Origin of the sequence: Brooklawnia sp. (assembly GCF_049651565.1) — a bacterium.
Taxonomy (GTDB): domain Bacteria; phylum Actinomycetota; class Actinomycetes; order Propionibacteriales; family Propionibacteriaceae; genus Brooklawnia.
Genome location: NZ_JBASCI010000133.1, coordinates 1 through 16,370, shown reverse-complemented (window position 1 = coordinate 16,370; position 16,370 = coordinate 1). Strand labels below are relative to the sequence as shown.

General features: G+C 66.8%; 16 protein-coding genes and 1 tRNA gene. 5 read left to right on the top strand and 12 right to left on the bottom strand.

The annotated features are described in order from the left end of the window. The 4 genes from WBL05_RS06550 to WBL05_RS06535 all read right to left on the bottom strand — a co-directional run. Positions 1–350 (bottom strand): methyltransferase domain-containing protein (locus WBL05_RS06550; RefSeq protein ID WP_424224598.1); only part of this gene is annotated, 350 nt, incomplete at its 3' end. After that, a complete protein-coding gene (locus WBL05_RS06545) occupies positions 347–1,459 on the bottom strand; it encodes a type III polyketide synthase (protein ID WP_424224597.1) in 1,113 nt (370 codons plus the stop codon). The genes WBL05_RS06545 and WBL05_RS06550, both read right to left, overlap by 4 nt. 210 nt (positions 1,460–1,669) lie before the next feature. Then, the gene (locus WBL05_RS06540) at positions 1,670–3,088 is read right to left on the bottom strand and encodes a glucose-6-phosphate dehydrogenase (protein WP_424224595.1); all 1,419 of its coding nucleotides are present in this window, start codon (positions 3,086–3,088) and stop codon (positions 1,670–1,672) included. Positions 3,089–3,122: 34 nt separating this feature from the next. After that, positions 3,123–4,103 carry a slipin family protein gene (locus WBL05_RS06535; protein ID WP_424224593.1) on the bottom strand — a complete coding sequence of 327 codons (981 nt, stop codon included), beginning with the start codon at positions 4,101–4,103 and terminating at the stop codon, positions 3,123–3,125. Between the two features lie 219 nt (positions 4,104–4,322). Between WBL05_RS06535 and WBL05_RS06530 the strand changes: the two genes are divergently transcribed. Further along, positions 4,323–4,796, top strand: a complete 474-nt coding sequence (locus WBL05_RS06530; protein WP_424224591.1) for a CoA-binding protein — start codon at positions 4,323–4,325, stop codon at positions 4,794–4,796. Positions 4,797–5,151: 355 nt separating this feature from the next. After that, positions 5,152–5,721: a (R)-mandelonitrile lyase gene (locus WBL05_RS06525; RefSeq protein WP_424224589.1), complete on the top strand. Its 570-nt coding sequence runs from the start codon at positions 5,152–5,154 to the stop codon at positions 5,719–5,721. Positions 5,722–5,926: 205 nt separating this feature from the next. Here WBL05_RS06525 and WBL05_RS06520 read toward each other — a convergent pair whose 3' ends face one another. Then, positions 5,927–6,523, bottom strand: a complete 597-nt coding sequence (locus WBL05_RS06520) for a lysostaphin resistance A-like protein (protein WP_424224587.1) — start codon at positions 6,521–6,523, stop codon at positions 5,927–5,929. A 123-nt stretch (positions 6,524–6,646) separates the two neighbouring features. Between WBL05_RS06520 and WBL05_RS06515 the strand changes: the two genes are divergently transcribed. The 3 genes from WBL05_RS06515 (at position 6,647) to WBL05_RS06505 (ending at position 8,455) form a co-directional block, all read left to right on the top strand. Then, positions 6,647–6,732 (top strand) — tRNA-Leu (locus WBL05_RS06515). Positions 6,733–6,876: 144 nt separating this feature from the next. Beyond that, on the top strand, positions 6,877–7,218 hold the full coding sequence (locus WBL05_RS06510; RefSeq protein WP_424224585.1) for a VOC family protein: 342 nt from the start codon (positions 6,877–6,879) through the stop codon (positions 7,216–7,218). Between the two features lie 364 nt (positions 7,219–7,582). Then, positions 7,583–8,455, top strand: a complete 873-nt coding sequence (locus WBL05_RS06505) for an SDR family oxidoreductase (protein WP_424224583.1) — start codon at positions 7,583–7,585, stop codon at positions 8,453–8,455. 23 nt (positions 8,456–8,478) lie between these two features. Here WBL05_RS06505 and WBL05_RS06500 read toward each other — a convergent pair whose 3' ends face one another. The 7 genes from WBL05_RS06500 to WBL05_RS06470 form a co-directional block, all read right to left on the bottom strand. Further along, positions 8,479–9,450, bottom strand: a complete 972-nt coding sequence (locus WBL05_RS06500; RefSeq protein ID WP_424224582.1) for a 1-phosphofructokinase family hexose kinase — start codon at positions 9,448–9,450, stop codon at positions 8,479–8,481. Positions 9,451–9,487: 37 nt separating this feature from the next. Next, a complete protein-coding gene (locus tag WBL05_RS06495) occupies positions 9,488–10,522 on the bottom strand; it encodes an ABC transporter ATP-binding protein (protein ID WP_424224580.1) in 1,035 nt (344 codons plus the stop codon). Then, complete coding sequence (locus tag WBL05_RS06490; protein ID WP_424224599.1) at positions 10,515–11,597, bottom strand: ABC transporter ATP-binding protein; 1,083 nt, start codon at positions 11,595–11,597, stop codon at positions 10,515–10,517. The genes WBL05_RS06495 and WBL05_RS06490 overlap by 8 nt, the downstream gene beginning before the upstream one ends. Positions 11,598–11,641: 44 nt before the next feature. Beyond that, positions 11,642–12,649, bottom strand: a complete 1,008-nt coding sequence (locus WBL05_RS06485) for an ABC transporter permease (RefSeq protein WP_424224579.1) — start codon at positions 12,647–12,649, stop codon at positions 11,642–11,644. Beyond that, positions 12,642–13,562: an ABC transporter permease gene (locus WBL05_RS06480; protein ID WP_424224577.1), complete on the bottom strand. Its 921-nt coding sequence runs from the start codon at positions 13,560–13,562 to the stop codon at positions 12,642–12,644. The genes WBL05_RS06485 and WBL05_RS06480 overlap by 8 nt, the downstream gene beginning before the upstream one ends. 115 nt (positions 13,563–13,677) lie before the next feature. Beyond that, a complete protein-coding gene (locus WBL05_RS06475; protein WP_424224576.1) occupies positions 13,678–15,288 on the bottom strand; it encodes a peptide ABC transporter substrate-binding protein in 1,611 nt (536 codons plus the stop codon). Between the two features lie 164 nt (positions 15,289–15,452). Further along, positions 15,453–16,370: DUF3516 domain-containing protein (locus WBL05_RS06470; protein WP_424224575.1), on the bottom strand; the 918-nt coding region annotated here is incomplete at its 5' end.

Here is a 16,370-nt window from a genome sequence, read left to right as displayed (position 1 = left end):
TCCGCACACAGGTAGCTGACCCGCGGATTGGGCGGCCTGGCCAGGGCGACCTCGAGCGCCCGCGGGTCGGGGTCCGCGCCGGTCCAGTGCACCTCCAGGCCGTCCCGCTCGGCGAGCTCGGCCAGCCTTGCGACGACGTCGCCGGCGCCGCAACCCAGGTCGAGCACGCGCGCCGGGCGTCCCAGCGACTCCAGGAAGGGCCGCAGGTGGCTGCGGTAGGTCGCTCCCCAGCCGGAGACCAGCCGGTTGATGGTGCCGAAGCGGCGCAGCGTCGCCCGTAGTGGCACCGGGTCGCACTCGGGGTCGTCCATCAGCTCGAACAGCGCCTCGTCGCGCACGGCGAAGCTCATCCGGGCACCGCCTCGCGCTTGGTCAGCAGGGCGGACTCGACTGTCAGCCCCGGACCGAAGGCGAGCCCGGCGATTCGGGCGCCATCACCAATGGACTCGTCCTGCAGCAGCCTGCGCAGAATGAACAGCACCGTCGCGCTCGACATGTTGCCGTATTGCCGCAACACGGTCCGTGAGGCGTCCAGTGCGCAGGGTGCCAGTTCGAGGCCGGACTCGACACGGTCCAGTACGCTGCGTCCGCCCGGGTGCACCGCCCAGACGTCCGGCCGATGGTCGCCGAGGAAGCTGTCGACCGCAGAGCGTATCTCGCGGCCGATGATCCGCGGGACCTCGCCGGTCAGCACCATCTTGAAACCGTCGTCGCCGATCGTCCACACCATGTCGTGTTCGCCCTCGCTGGTCAGTGTGGTGGCGAACCGGTCGAGGTCAAGGCCGGTGCGGCCAGCCGCCGCGTCCTCGCCGGCGACCAGCGCGGCCGCCGCGCCGTCTGCGAACACCGATGCGGCGACGATCTGCTGCCGATCGCTGGAGGCGCGGATGTGCAGCGAGCACAGTTCGGTGCAGACCACCAGCACGACCGCCGACGGTTCGGTCGCGGTTATCCGGGCCGCCAGCCGAAGCGCGGGAATGGCTGCAGCGCAACCGACGAAGCCGAGGTTGTCGCGCTGCACTGTCGGTGCGAGTCCAAGGTCTCGCACCAGCCGGTAGTCGGGACCGGGAGCGAAGAAGCCGGTGCACGAGACCGTGACGACGTGGGTGACCAGGGATGGGTCGAGGTCGGCGTCCGTCAGTGCCATCCGCGCCGCCGCCGCGGACAGTGGGGGAGCGAACGAGATGTACGCGCGGTTGCGGGCCGCGGTGGAGGGATTCGCCAGGCTCCGGTGCGGTGTGATGAAGCAGACATCATCGCCGGACGTGGCGTACGACTCATCGAACTGCGCGAGCACGGTGTGGCGCTGCTCGATGCACGCGGAATCGAAGGAGGCGTTGATGAGCCGCCGGGTCAGCCGATCGACGCCTGGCTGGGACGCGAAGAAGTCTCGCACGCTTTCCTGTCGAATGCGTGTCGCGGGGACGGCCGTGCCGATGGAGACGATGCGTGCGCCCATGCGCCCAAAGCTAAGCACCTGCCGGCCAGCCGGTACAGGGGCCGCGGGGTTGAATGCCCGGGGCGCTACGGAATGGATCGAGAAGACGACCCGGGTTGCGCGGCGAGTTGGCGCGTTGCTCGACCAGGCGTGTTCCAGGGCGACGGCAAGTCAGGGTTGCCGTCCACCTCCTCGGCCCCGACACCCGCACCCGCATCGCGCGAGCCCTGCTCAGCCGCTGACTGACCGCCGGTCGCGGCGTGGTGTTATCGGCTGGTTCCAGGCGGTCGGGCCGTCGGTGCCGGCCCGGTACTCGTCCATCGGCACCGTCCCGGCGGCCCAGGCTTCGAACATCGGATCTAGGATTCGCCAGCACTCCTCAGCGACGTCACCACGCACGCTGAGCAGCGGATCACCGGCGAGGATACCGTCGAGGATCTCGCCGTATGGGCGTACCGGGGACTCCGACAACTCCGCAGACAGGATGGTCTGCTCCAGGTCCCACTGATCGCCCTCGCCGTTGGTGGTAATGCCCACGGCGAGTGTCTCAGGGGTGAGGCCGATCACCATGACGTTGGGAACCGCTTCATTGTGGAAACCGATCGGCTGGTACGCCACTGGCTTGAACCTGATCACGATGCCGCGGAACCCGTCGCCGAGCGCCTTGCCGCTGCGCAGGCGGAATGGAACACCCGACCAACGGGAGTTACGGATTTCGACGGTCACCTCGGCGAGGGTCTCGGTCTGGCGGGCGGCGTCCACCCCCGGTTCGTCGACGTAGTCGGGTACCGCACGGTCGCCGATGGCGCCGGCCAGGTAGCGGGCCCGCCGCGAGGACGTCTCCGCTGCGCCGCTCCACAGCTGAGTGGCCCTCAGGGTGTGCACCATCAGGTCGCGAAGCTCGATTGCGTCGATCCGCGCCGGTTGCTCCATCGCCAGAATGGACAGCACCAGCAGCAGGTGACTCTGAATCATGTCCTTCGCAGCACCGACACGGTCGTAGTAGCCTGCTCGACCCTCGAGCGCAAGGGTTTCGTCCGCGATGATCTCGACCCGCTCAATGTTGGCAGCGTTCCAGACCGGCTCGAAGAGGCGGTTACCGAACCGGAGCCCGAGCAGGTTCAGGACGGTGGCCTTGCCCAGGTAGTGGTCGACGCGGAAGACCTGTTCCTCCGGGACGATCCGGGTGAGCAGCCGATTGAACGCGCGGGCCGACTCCAGGTTCGAGCCGAACGGCTTCTCGATCGCCAGCCGCAGCCTCTGCGGAACCTCGATCTCGGCCAGTACTTCGCACGCGCGCTGGCTCACTGCGGGCGGTAGCGCGAAGTACAGGACGATCGGATTGCCGGGCGCGGCCAACCCGGTGAGGAACGCGCTCATTGCGTCGGCATCGGTGACATCAAGGTGGACGAAGCGCGTCGCGGACGCCATCTGATCGGCGTTCACCGCCGAGCAGCCGCCCTCGCCCAGTGCCTCCCGCACCCGGCTACGCCATTCGGGGTCGTCCAGGTCGTCGAACGCGGCACCGATCAACCGGATCTCGTGGACCGGTCTGGCCCGCAGCAGGGTGCCCAGCCCGGGCAGCAGAAGCCGGCGGGTGAGGTCGCCGGAGGCGCCGAGGATGACCAGGGTGACGGTTTCGTTGGGCATGTTGTTCCTTGTCGAGGTCCTCACCCAAGGCTAGTCACCGGGGCCACGCGGGGGGAGCCTCCGGTGACCTCGATGACGCCGGCGCTATGGCTTGTCCCAGCCGAGCCCTCGACCGCCTAGCTGAGCGTGCTGCCGGCCCGACCAGGCACGGCACCATATCCGCCTGGCGCGTGCCATGCTCAGCCGCTGACTGGTCGCGGGCGTCGTCCAGACCGGACGACTGGGGCCGCCAGGTCACGGCCGACGCCTCGGATTCGCGGCGAATGAACTCGCCTAGTTCCGCGATGGTGCTCATCAGCGGGGCGGGGAACGCGACCGTGGTGTTCTTGTCCACGCCGATCTCGACCAGCGTCTGCAGGTTGCGCAGCTGAAGGGCGAGCGGGTGCTCGATCATCGTGTCGGATGCCCTGCCCAGGGCCGCCGCGGCAAGAGCCTCCCCCTCGGCGTTGATGATCTTGGCCCGCTTCTCGCGCTCCGCCTCCGCCTGCTTGGCCATCGCCCGCTTCATCGAATCGGGCAGCTGGATGTCCTTCAGTTCGACCAGGGTGACTTCGACACCCCACTCCGTGGTGACCGTGTCGAGGATGCCGCGGATCACCACATTGATGCGGTCGGTCTCGGCCAACGTCTCGTCCAGCGTGTGCTGACCGACGACCTTGCGCAGGGTCGTCTGGGCGATCTGGTCGATTGCCGTACCGACGTTCTCGATCGCCACCAACGACTTCACCGCGTCCACCACCCGGTAGTACGCCACCGCGGAGACGTCGACGCTCACGTTGTCGTGGGTGATGATGCCTTGCGACTCAATCGGGCGGGTCACGATCCGCAACGACACGGGGCGGAGCACGTCCACCACCGGAATGATCAGGGTGAGGCCGGGCTCCCGCACATCGACCACCCGGCCCAGCCGGAATACCACGCCCCGCTCGTACTGCTGGACGATCCGCACCGACAGCACAGCCAGCACGCCCACCACGAATAGGATGACCGCAATGATTGCCCAAATCCACAACATGGCAGCCTCCAGAAAGCTGCTCGGACGACGTTGTTCCCGGGGGAGGCTGTCACGGCCTGGACTCCCGAGTCAGACCTGGCGCGTCATCGGCGCGCTCACGACATGATCGGAAATTCTACCCGGCCGGTGAAGCGGCAATTTCTCCCCATCTTCGTTGCTGACAGGGGCGTTCACCAGTGTCAGACTTGATTTGGTGATACCCAACGAAGGAGTGCAGCCATGAAGGTCGAACAAGCCGCCGATGAGTTCCTGTCCAGCCGTCGGATCGCGGTGACCGGTGTGTCGCGGGCTCCGAAAGGCCACGGTAGCAACACCGTTTACACCGGGCTGAAGAAGCGGGGTTACGAGGTGTTCGCGGTCAACCCCAACGCCGAGCTGGTCGAAGGCGACCCCAGTTACCCTGATCTGCGATCGATACCCGGTGGGGTCGAGGCGGTGGTCATCGCCACCCGCCCGGATCTCGCCGACGCCACCGTCCGGGAAGCGATCGACCTGGGCATCAAGAGAGTCTGGATGCACCGCTCCATCGACGCGGGCAGCGTGTCAGCGACCGCGGCGGCCAACGGCCGCGCGCACGGCCAACTGGTCATCGACGGTGGCTGCCCATTGATGTTCGGTGACGGCGCGGATGGGGCCCACAAGGTGATGTGCTTCTTCCTGAAGTTCAACGGCAAGGTGCCACGCACGGTCTGAGACGAACCCTGCTGTGCCAGGCGGACGCCGCGGCCGCCCGTCCTACCGGGTCGGGACGGACGCCGACGACTACCCTTCCCGCACCGGCGCTGCGGGTCGCTGTCGAGTCTGCACCCGTGGGGTGAGGGGATGGCGGCCGTGTCCGATCAGGTCGGGCAGCGGCGTAGCGTGGGCGCCCCTTCGATCGTCACCGCCCGCTCGCGGATCGCCGGCGGCTGGTGAGGAACTCGCACACCTCGGATCGGTCGGGTCGTTCTTCGTATCCGACAACACCTGCGAGATCTGCCGGTCGGGCTACCAGACCCACTGCGTCCAGCGGCAACCAGGTGCGGCTACCGGCGCCCAGTCCGAGTACTTGCGGGTTCCGTTGGCGGACGGCACCCTGGTGGCCACCCCCGGCATGCCGGACGTCGACCTGATTCCGTCGCTGCTGGACGCCTCCGACGTATTGGGCACCGGCTGGTTCGCGGCCGTCGCGGCCGAGGTCGAACCGGGCAAGACGGTCAAGGGACCAGCGGACTGGTTCACCGGTGACGTCTACATCGATGCGGTTGCGGCAGCTCCGGCCCCGTCCCGGATGAGTGCCAACCTGGTGCACTTCATGCCGGGGGCTCGGACACACTGGCACCGGCACCCGTTGAGCCAGACGGTCTTCGTCACCGAAGGGGTGGGCCTGTGCCAACGCCGCGGCGGCCCGATCGAGGTGATCAGGCCGGGCGATCGAGTGCTCTTCGAGGCAGACGAGGAACACTGGCATGGAGCAGCCAGTGACCGCCTCATGGTGCACTTGGCGATCAATGAGGGGGATGCCGACCACGACGTCGTCCACTGGCTCGAACCGGTCACAGACGAGGAATACGGCGCTGTGCCAGCAGGCAGCTGTATCGGCACAGCGCACACCGCACATCTTGTGGGCGAGCTGTGAGAGCTTCGCGGCTGAGTCGAGGCGGCCGGCGGACCGTGCAGGGCTGAGCCCTCGCTGAGCACACACACTTGGCAGGATGTGGCCATGGCCATGACCTAGAACGAGGTGCCGTTCGCGTCGAGGACTTCGCCGCAGAGATGTGGGTGCAGTCAGGTCCGGATCCGGGTGAATCACACCCAAGGGCTGAGCGGTTCGCAAGCAGGACTCAGATCGAGGCCGCCAGGGCAAGGCATCCCGTGGAGAGGTTCGCTGCTGCGTGCAGGCTCCAGCTTGGGATCAGCGAGCCGCCCGCGAGGCGCTCATTCAAGTACCCCATCGCAAGAGCAATGGCACCGCTCAGGAAACCGATCGCCGTCCCCAGGCCCGCGTTCACCGCGAGGCCGAACGGCACCGCATGGATGAGCGCAAACACAACACCCTGAATCGCGTTCGCGGGCCAGAACCCGAGCCTGCCCGCGATGCGCTTGAGCAGGAAGCCGCGAAACAGCGACTCCTCAGCAAACGCCGTCTGCAGCAAGGCATATGCGATGACTCCCGGCAGGCCGGCCCACCCGAGCCCTTGGAACTGCGAGGTCGCCGAGGAGGAGGCGACCATCCGAGCGATTACCAGCGCGGGCGCCAAGAACAAGAGGAACCCGCCAACGATCGCGGCCGCCAACGCCTTGGGGCGCTGCACAACCGGCCGCTTCCACCCTAGCCACGCGAAGAAACCGATCCTCCGGCGCGCGGTCACCATCCACCAAACGAACGGCAGCGCCAGGAACACGACCGCCTGAACCACCGCGGTGATGATGACCGACACACTTGTGACTCTACGATCCCCGAGCTTCTACTGGTTCGCTGGAGTGTCGTGGACAACCGCGATTTGGAGTAGCCCAAAGCGCCTGTGCTAGGCTTTCCAAGCCGGTCCCGCAAGGGGCCGCACGCGCGAGTGGCGGAATGGCAGACGCGCTGGCTTCAGGTGCCAGTGCCCAGTAGGGCGTGGAGGTTCAACTCCTCTCTCGCGCACCATCCAGAACCCCGGTCCGACAAGGTGAGACGCCTGGTCAGGTCGGGGTTCGTTGGTTCCAAGAAATATCGCCACTGTGGTGCGCGTTCTTGCCTTGACAGAGCCGACGCGATTCGTCGGCCGCCATCGCAAGAGGAGGCAGGGCCATGACTGCACGCACCAGCGGCCTGCACCACGTCACCGCGATCGCTGGAGATCCCCAGCGCAACATCGACTTCTACATCCGGGCGTTGGGTTTGCGCCTGGTGAAGCGGACCGTCAACTTCGACGATCCGTCGACCTACCACCTGTACTACGGCGACGAGTCCGGCCGACCCGGCACGTTGCTGACCTTCTTCCCGTGGCGAGGCGTCCCCGCCGGCCGGTTGGGTCCGGGCCAGTCCACGTCCACCGCCTTTTCGGTGCCGCAGGGCAGCCTTGGCTGGTGGAAGGACCACTTCACCGAGCTGGGGGTCGAGCCCCACCGACCTACTCCGTCAGTTCGATGAACAGACCAACCGGAACCGTCCCTGGCCAAGCCGCGAGAACGTCGCAGCGTCCTACGCCAAGGCTCGAGGGCGGATCAGCTCGACCGAGTTGGCAAGCCTCATGGGCGCCTTTGCCAGCAATGTCGGTACGGTACTCAAGCACTTGGAGGATGAAGGCGTTCTGGCGCCATCGCGTGCGTCTCGCCGCGGTCGGGGGTTCTACTACCGCTATGTCGGTGATGAATAGTGACGCTGGCGCTGCATGACCCAAGGCGCGATGAGCCTCGCGTCAACCGGGGCTGCAAACCCTTTAGCCGCTAAAGTACACTTCCCAGCGGGGGCCCGGCTTCGACCCCGGGCGGACGCCACCGACGAAAAGGAGATCATGAGCGCAGTTTTCGTCACCGGAGCGACGGGGACGGTCGGCTCGGCTGTCGTAACCCACTTGCTGGAGCGTGGTGAGTCAGTGGTGGCCGCAGCACTGGACGTCGCAGACGCCGAGAAAGTCCCGACCGGCGCCGAGACGCGGCTGTTCGAGTTCGGGAAGCCGGCTTCCGACCTGCGTGCCGCGCTCAACGACTGCGACCGGATGTTCCTGATGCGACCACCGGCCATCGCCAACGTGCAGCGCTACCTGTTCCCGCTGGTCGACGTGGCCTGCGAGGCAGGTGTGAGGCACATCGTCTTCCTGTCGCTACAGGGGGTCCAGGCCAACCGCAGCACCCCGCACCACGCCGTGGAGGCGTACCTGAGGCGGGTCGACGCGCCGTACACATTCCTGCGCCCCAATTTCTTCGCCCAGAACCTGTCGACCACCTACGCCAGGCGGATCCGCGAAACCGGGGAGATCTTCGTTCCGGCCGGCCGCTCCCGGACGGCGTTCATCGACGCCCGCGACATCGGCCGGGTCGCTGCTGCGGTGTTCACCTCTCCGGGGCACCTGCGCAAGGCGTACACGCTGTCGGGCGAGCAGAGCCTGTCCTACAAGCAGGTTGCGGAAATCATGACCGAGGTACTTGGCCGGCCCATCAGGTACAGCCGTCCGTCTGAGCGGGAGTACCTGGCCGCGCTGGCCGCCGAGGGCGCGCCGTCTGACTACCTGGCAGTGCAGAAGATGATCTACCGGGTGGTGCGGATGAACGTCTCGGCGTTGCCCAACCGCATGGTGCGGCGGCTGACCGGTGCGCCGGCCACCCGGTTCACCCAGTTCGTCCGCGACCACGCCGACGTGTGGACGCCGAACCCGGCGCCGGGGTAGCAGGGGCAGGGGCGAGCCGGACCTCACTCCAACCGCCGCACCCGAACCGCTGCCACATCGTCCTGACGCGGCTTGCCGTGCCCGCTGCCGGGCACCTCGACCGCAGCCGAACCGTGCGCCACCGCATACGCCAGCCGCACGTCCGGCGCCATCCCACGCTGCCAGGCCAACAGGTAGCCGGCCAACGCGGCGTCGCCGGCCCCGACCGTGCTGCGCACCTTGACCGAAGGTGCCTCGGCCTGCCAGCTGCCCTCGGCGCTGACCAGCACCGCGCCGGCACCACCGAGTGTCACCAGCACCTCTTCGACGCCGCGCTCATGCAAACGCCCCGCCCCCGCGGTAACGGCGTCCAGGTCGCCGTGGTCTACCGCGTCCTGGAGTTCGGCGGCCGGCACGCCGAGTACCTGCGCCAGTTCGTCCACGTTCGGTTTCAACAATCCGATGCCTGTCGACTCCAGCCGCTCAACCACGGCCGGCAGGGCGCGGTCCGAGGCGTCCACCGCAATCCGGCACCCGGTGACCTGCAGCGCCCGGCTGATCTGCACGTACCAGTCATCGGGCACCCCAGGCGGCAGCGAACCTGACAGCGCTACCCAGTCGGCGCGGTACTGACGGACGATGTGCACCAGCGCGTCGGTGATCATCGCCGCGTCCTCGGCGTCGAGCCCCGGGCCGGGCTCGTTGACCTTCGTGGTGGTGCCATCCGGTTCTGTGATGGTGATGTTGGTTCGTACCCGCAACCCGGCCTTCACCAGGGCGACCAGCGGCTCCACCCGGCCGGCACCCGACATCAGCCCCAGGTAGGCCGGATCGGCGAAGGCAACCACGGCCAGGACGGGCTCGTCGGCGTCCCGCAGCGCGGTGGCCACATTGATGCCCTTGCCGGACGCTTCGTCGCTGACCTGGTGGGCCCGCTGGAAGTGGCCACGCCGCAGCTCAGCGTCCAGCCGTAGGGTGCGGTCGATGCTCGGATTGGCGGTGAAGGTGATGATCACTGTCCAAGCATGCCAATCCTGACCGGCCAGCGGCACCTCAGCCGGTAACGACCTCCATCTCCTCGGCGTAGTGGCAGGACGCCGGGTGGGCCGCGGGGCCCTCACCGCGCATGATCAGCGGTGGGGGATCGGTGACACAGTTCGGCTGCGCTTTCCAGCAGCGGGTGTGGAAGCGGCAGCCGCTCGGCGGATTCGCCGGGCTCGGCACATCCCCCGACAGCATGATGCGCTGCCGCTTGGCCTGCAGCACCGGATCAGGCACCGGCGCCGCCGACATCAGCGCCTGGGTGTAAGGATGCATCGGGTGGTTGTAGATCTGGTTCTTGTCGCCCACTTCGACGATCTCGCCCAGGTACATCACCGCCACCCGGTGTGAGATGTGCCGCACCACCGCCAGGTCATGGGCGATGAAGACGTAGGCCAACCCCAGTTCGCGCTGCAGCCGCTCCAGCAGGTTCACCACCTGGGCCTGCACCGAGACGTCCAACGCCGACACCGGCTCGTCGCAGACCAGCACCTTCGGGTTCAATGCAATACCCCGCGCGATCCCGATCCGTTGGCGCTGCCCGCCGGAGAACTGGTGCGGATAACGGTTGATGTGCTCGGGGTTCAGGCCCACCTGGTCGAGCAGCTGCTTCACCCGGTCGCGTTCCCGGCCCTTCAGGTTGAGCTCGTTCTTGTGGATCAGCAGCGGCTCGGCAACGATGTCGCCGACCGTCATCCGCGGGTTCAGCGAGGTGTAGGGGTCCTGGAAGACGATCTGCACGTCGCGGCGCAGCCGGCGCATCTCCTCACCCGGTTTGACTATCCGGCCCTCCATCTCGACGGTGCCCTCGGTGGGTGCCTCCAACTGGACGAGCAGCCTGCCCAACGTCGACTTGCCGCAGCCCGACTCACCAACCACACCCAGGGTTTCGCCCTTGCGGAGCTCGAACGACACCCCGTCCACCGCCTTGACCTGGCCGACGATGCGGCGGGCGACGCCGCGGCGGATCGGGTAGTACTTCTTCAGGTTGTTGGCCTTGAGAATGACATCCTGTCTGGACCACGCGGTCCCGGTGCCCTCACTCATCGATGCTCCTCCTCGGTTCGGGAGCCAAGTCCTCTTCTTCCTGCTCGACCAGGGCGCCAACCGGTGCCAACGTCCCAGCCAGCAGCTCGTGGGTGAAGTGGCAGGCGCTGTTGCGTCCACCACCCAGCTCGATCAGCGGCGGTTCCGGGTCGACCCGGCAGATGTCACGGGCGTACTTGCAGCGCGGGTTGAACGAGCAGCCGGGCGGAATCCGGGTCAGGTTCGGCGGCAGCCCGCCGATCGCCCGCAGCTCCCCACCCGACTGGTCCAGCCGGGGAATCGAATCCAGCAGGCCCTCGGTGTACGGGTGGGCTGGCTGCGCATACAGGTCACGGGAAGCCGCCGACTCGACGATACGTCCGGCGTACATCACGTTGATCCGGTCGGCGACATCGGCCACCACGCCCAGGTCATGGGTGATCAGGATCAACGCCATGCCCGTTTCGGACTGCAGTTCCTTGAGCAGCTCCATGATCTGCGCCTGCACGGTGACGTCCAACGCCGTCGTGGGCTCGTCGGCGATCAGGATCTCCGGGTCCAGCGCGATCGACATGGCGATCATGACCCGCTGCCGCATGCCGCCGGAGAACTGGTGCGGGAAGTTGCCGGCCCGCTGTTTGGCGCCCGGGATGTTCACCCGCTCCATCAACTGGATTGCGGCGTCCTGGGCGTCCGACTTGTTCATGCCGCGGTGGATTCGGAACATCTCGGCGATCTGCCAGCCGACGGTGAACACCGGGTTCAGGGCGCTGAGTGCGTCCTGGAAGATCATCGCGATCTTGCGGCCCCGGACCTGGCGGCGCTGCTCGTCGGGCAGCTTCAGCAGATCGACTCCACGGAACAGCACCTCGCCGCCGGTCACGAATCCGGGCGGGGTGTCGAGGATGCCCATGATGGCCTGCGCGGTCACCGACTTGCCAGAACCGGACTCGCCGAGGATGGCCAACGACTCTCCCTGGTCGAGGTAGAAGCTTGCCCCGTTGATGGCGTGCGCGACGCCGTCCCTGGTGCGGAACTCGACGTTGAGGTTGCGCACGTCCAGCAGGTGGCCATGGTCGGGCGACCAGGCATCCATACCCTGCGGCTCGACGATGGTGCCGTTCCTTCTGGCCAAGATGATCACCGGCCCTTCGGATCGAATGCGTCACGAACTGCGTCACCCAACATGATGAAGGCGAGCACGGTGATCGACAAGAAGATGGACGGGAACAGCAGCATGTGGGGCGCCGAGCGCAGCAGCCCCAGACCGGACGCCTCCGAGATCGCGATGCCCCATGAGATCGTCGGCGGCTGCAGTCCGATGCCCAGGAAGGACAGGGTCGCCTCGGTGGCGATGTAGGCACCAAGGTCGATGGTCGCCACCACGATCACCGGGGTGAAGGCGTTGGGCAGCACGTGCTTGGTGATGATCTGGAACGGGGTCGCCCCCAGCGCGCGGGCCGCCTGCACATAGTCGAGCGGTTTCACCTGCAGCACCGCCGACCGCATGATTCGGGCGATCCGGGGCCAACCCAGCAGGGTCAGCACCAGTACGACCTTGCCCACGACGATCATGTAGGGGGTGCCGAGTTCGGACGGGAAGGTGGTCATGAACAGCACGCCACCCAACAGCAGCGGGATGGACCAGAAGATCTCCCCGGTGCGCGACAGCAGCGAGTCGAGCCAGCCACCGTAGAAGCCGGCCAGCAGACCGATGGTCCCGCCGATCAGGATGGTGCCGACCGTGGTCAGCACCCCGACCAGGATCGACGCCCGCGCCCCGAAGATGGTTCGCGAGTACACGTCATAGCCCTGGCCGTCGTAACCGAACCAGGCCTCGGTCGAGGGTGGCTGCCGCGCCTTGGCCAATTGGGCGAAGGTGGGGTCGGGCTGGGGAGAGAAGAAGGTGAACAGGGTGGGGGCGATGGCCATCATCAGCATGATCACGATCAGCGAGGAGGAGATCCAGAACCCCGGTCGCCGGCGTAGATCCTCCCAGGCGTCCCGGCCGAGGGAGCGGGCGTCCTCGTCCCGGGGTGCGACCTGGGTGGTGCCAGTGATCTCGATGGCGTCGGCGCGGGTGCCGGCGCGCAGGTCGTCCCCGACCAGGTCGGACTGCTGGTTGCGGAGCAGGTTCGGGTCACTCATGCGCGATCCTCGGGTCGAGAGCGCCGTACAGGAGGTCGACGATCAGGTTCATTACCAGGAAGATCAGCACCAGCAGGGTGATCGTACCGACCACCGCCGTGGCGTCCTTGGTGTTGATGGAGTGGTAGATGTAGCCGCCGATCCCGGGGATGTTGAAGATCCGCTCGGTCACGATCGCGCCGCCCATCAACGCCCCGAAGTCGGCGCCGATGAAGGTGACCACCGGAATCAGGGAGTTTCGGAAGGTGTGCACGCCGACCACCCGCCCGGCCGACATTCCCTTGGCGCGGGCGGTGCGCACGTAGTCGGCAGACAGGTTCTCGGCCAGCGAGTTGCGGGTCAGCCGAGCTACGTAGGCCATCGACAGCGAGCCGAGCACGAAACCTGGTAACAACAGCTGCTCCCAGGTGCCCTGAGTGGCCGTCACGGGGAACCAGCCCAATCGGACTCCGAAGATCATCTGGGCGACCGAGCCCAGCACGAAGGACGGGATGGAGATGATGATCAGGGTGGTCACGAAGACCAGGCTGTCCCAGAAACTTCGTCTTCGAAGCCCGGCCAGCAGGCCGGCTGCGATACCGATGACCGCCTCGAAGACGATCGCGATCGCCGCCAGCCGGATCGTCACCGGCCACCGGGTGGCCAACTGGTCGATCACCGCGTTGCCGTTGAAGCTGGTGCCCAGGTCGCCTTGCAGCACCTTGCCCATGTAACGCACGTACTGCTCGGGCAGCGACTTGTCGAGGTTGTACTCGTCGGCCAGCCGGGCCACGTACGACTCGGGGCAGGGCCGTTCGCCACATCGCCCGACCGTGGGATCACCCAGGGAGAAGACCATCCAGTAGATGAGGAAGGTCGTGCCGATGATCACGGGAATCATCTGCAGGATTCGCCTCAGGATGTATGTGCCCATGTGCCGTTACCTTAATCGTCGGGCGATGCGCGCCATTTCCGGCCCATGGCTTGGCCGGCCATCGAAAACCGATGACCGGCCAAGACCTTGGTCGTTTACTGAGTACCGAACGGTATCACTTCATCGAAATGGCGCTGAAGTCCAGCACGCCGAAGGCGTTGATGTGGACGTTCTCGACGCGGTCCGACCAGCCGACGACGGTCGACGGGTACCACATCGGTGCCGTCGGCATGTCGCGACCGAGCATGGCCTCAGCCTGCTGGTAGAGCTCGTTCGCCTGGTCGATGCTGTCGGCAGAGCCGGCCTGGCGCAGCAGGTCCTCGAACTCGGGGTTGCTGTACTTCGACCAGTTCGAGTCAGCCCCGGTGACGTAGATCGGGCCGAGGAAGTTCTCGATGGACGGGTAGTCCATCTGCCAACCGGTGCGGAACAGGCCCATGATCTCGTTGTTGTCGATCTGCTCGTTGAAGGTGGCGAAGTCGGGGGTCACCTGGGTGACGCACTCGACGCCGAGGGCGTTCTTGATCGAGTTGCAGGTGGCGTCGGCCCACGGCTTGTGGCCGCCGTCACCGTTCACCGTCAGGGTCAGGGTGCCTTCGTAGCCGCCGGACTGGTCGTACAGGGCCTTGGCCGCCTCAGGATCGTAGTTGCAGTTGTCACCGCACGCGGTGTCGGTTGCACCGTCCACCACGCTGGGGGCCCAACCATGGGCGGGCTTGTAGATGCCGTTGAAGATCTGGTCGATGATCAGCTGGCGGTCGATCGCCATCGAGATCGAGCGGCGCAGGTCGAGGTTGTCGGCAAGCTGCTCGTCGTTGGGCGAGAAGACCAGACCGGCGAAGCGGCCGGTCTCACGGACCAGGTTGCGATCCGGCAGGTCGTTGGTGAACTGCTCGTTGACCAGGAAGTCCGACGGCACGTTGTTGGTGTAGTCGAGGTTGTTGGCGACCACGTCGTTGTAGGCGGCGGCGTCGTCGGTGTAGATCCGGAAGGTCAGCGAATCGACCTGGGCGGGGAACTCACCGGCGTAGTCGGCGAACTTCACGAACTTGTACTCGGTGGTGCTCTGCGAATCGAGCGAGAACGGGCCGGCGCCGACCGGGGCGTCCTCGAACGCTGCCGGGTCGTCGAAGAATGCGTCGGGCAGTGGTGCGTAGGCGGAGTAACCCAGCCGCACCGGCAGGTTCGCCATCGGCTCGACGGTCCTGATGGTGAAGGTGTAGTCGTCAACGACCTCCAGGCCCGACATCTCGGTCTGGGTGGAACCCTCGGCGGACACCTCTTCGAAGCCCTCGAACGGGGCCATGAAGTAGGAGCCGGCCTGGCCGTTGGAGTAGGCGGCGGTGTAGTTCCAGGCGTCGACGAAGTTCTTGGCCTTCACCTCGGTGCCGTCGTGGAAGAGGTAGCCCTCCTTCAGCGTGACGGTGAAGTTGATGTTGTCCTCGGTCTCGATGGACTCGGCGATGTCCATGATCGGGTCGGCGGTCTCGGTGTCGTAGCGCACGAGCTTGGCGGTCATGGCGTCGACCATGTCGCCACCGCAGGTCTCGGAGGTGTTGCCAGGCACCAGCGGGTTCTCCGGGGTGCAGCCGCGGATCACGATGTCCGCGCCGCCCGAGCTGCCGCCACCACCGTCGGTGCCGGAGCCGCCGCCTCCACAGGCGGCAAGAACGAGGCTCATGGCTGCGGCCGAGGCCACAGTGATGACTCGAAGTTGTTTGCGCATCAGGATTCCTGTCCTTGGTTTGTTGCGGCAAGAGCCGGTCGTACCAGTTGTTGCATTATCTACAGGCACGGCCCTGTGCTGCGAAGAGAACTCGCCGCTTTGTAACCCAATCGTGTCATGCCGCCACCGCCACGCGTACACCGATGCATCGCGACGGCGTGTTGTCAATCGAGGCGAGCGAACCGGGTGACCTGGAGGACGAGCTCACCGCGCTCGTCGCTGGCGTCCAGGTCGACCTCGGCCTGGATCTGCCAGTCGTGGTTGCCCTGCGGGTCGGCGATGATCTGGCGCACCTGCCAGCGCCTGGCTCGTTCGTCGGCGATGCTGAACAGCGCCGGCGACCTGGCCTCGGCGCCGGTTGCGATGCTGTCGTGTTCGTCGTAGTAGTCGCCCAGTGCCTGGTCCCAGTCGTCGCCGCTGAGCGCGCGGGTGCCGGCGTCCTCGAGCTCGGCCAGCCCGTCCGGGTCGTCGGCGGCGGCCAGCTGCACCCGCCTGAACATGGCGTTGCGCACCAGGACGCGGAAGGCGCGGGTGTTGCCGGTCAGCGGCCGCGGCGGCGCCGAGACCTCGGCGGTGCCGCGGATCGCGTCGGCGTCCCCGCTGGCCAGCGCCTCCCACTCGTCCACCAGGCTGGAGTCGGTGGCCCGCACCAGTTCGCCGAGCCAGACGATGATGTCGTCCAGTTCATCGGTGTGGGACGCCGCCGGCACCGTCTGCCGCAGCGCCCGCCAGGCGTCCGAGAGGTAGCGCAGCAGCAGGCCCTCGCTGCGTTGCAGCTTGTAGAAGGCCACGTACTCGGTGAAGGTCATGGCCCGCTCGACCATGTCGCGCACGATCGACTTGGAGCGCAGCGGATGCTCCACCAGCCAGGGGTGCGTCCTGGCGAAGGCCGTGTGCACCTCGGCCAGCTCCTCGGCCATGGGTTGCGGCCAGCTTACCTCGGCCAGGATCTCCTTGCGCTCGGCGTAGTCGTAGCCCTCGGCCTTGAGTTCGGCGACGGTCTCGCCGCGGGCCTTGAACTGCTGAGCCACCAGGATCGCCATCGGGTCCTCCAGGGTGGCCTCGATGGTGCTCACCACGTC

Excerpts from the sequence above, each read along its gene's own strand:
- WBL05_RS06545 (WP_424224597.1), bottom strand. The coding sequence starts at position 1,459 with ATGGGCGCACGCATCGTCTCCATCGGCACGGCCGTCCCCGCGACACGC.
- WBL05_RS06485 (WP_424224579.1), bottom strand. The coding sequence starts at position 12,649 with ATGAGTGACCCGAACCTGCTCCGCAACCAGCAGTCCGACCTGGTCGGG.
- WBL05_RS06505 (WP_424224583.1), top strand. The coding sequence starts at position 7,583 with ATGAGCGCAGTTTTCGTCACCGGAGCGACGGGGACGGTCGGCTCGGCT.
- WBL05_RS06490 (WP_424224599.1), bottom strand. The coding sequence starts at position 11,597 with ATGGATGCCTGGTCGCCCGACCATGGCCACCTGCTGGACGTGCGCAAC.
- WBL05_RS06475 (WP_424224576.1), bottom strand. The coding sequence starts at position 15,288 with ATGCGCAAACAACTTCGAGTCATCACTGTGGCCTCGGCCGCAGCCATG.
- WBL05_RS06535 (WP_424224593.1), bottom strand. The coding sequence starts at position 4,103 with ATGTTGTGGATTTGGGCAATCATTGCGGTCATCCTATTCGTGGTGGGC.
- WBL05_RS06480 (WP_424224577.1), bottom strand. The coding sequence starts at position 13,562 with ATGGGCACATACATCCTGAGGCGAATCCTGCAGATGATTCCCGTGATC.
- WBL05_RS06530 (WP_424224591.1), top strand. The coding sequence starts at position 4,323 with ATGAAGGTCGAACAAGCCGCCGATGAGTTCCTGTCCAGCCGTCGGATC.
- WBL05_RS06540 (WP_424224595.1), bottom strand. The coding sequence starts at position 3,088 with ATGCCCAACGAAACCGTCACCCTGGTCATCCTCGGCGCCTCCGGCGAC.
- WBL05_RS06510 (WP_424224585.1), top strand. The coding sequence starts at position 6,877 with ATGACTGCACGCACCAGCGGCCTGCACCACGTCACCGCGATCGCTGGA.
- WBL05_RS06495 (WP_424224580.1), bottom strand. The coding sequence starts at position 10,522 with ATGAGTGAGGGCACCGGGACCGCGTGGTCCAGACAGGATGTCATTCTC.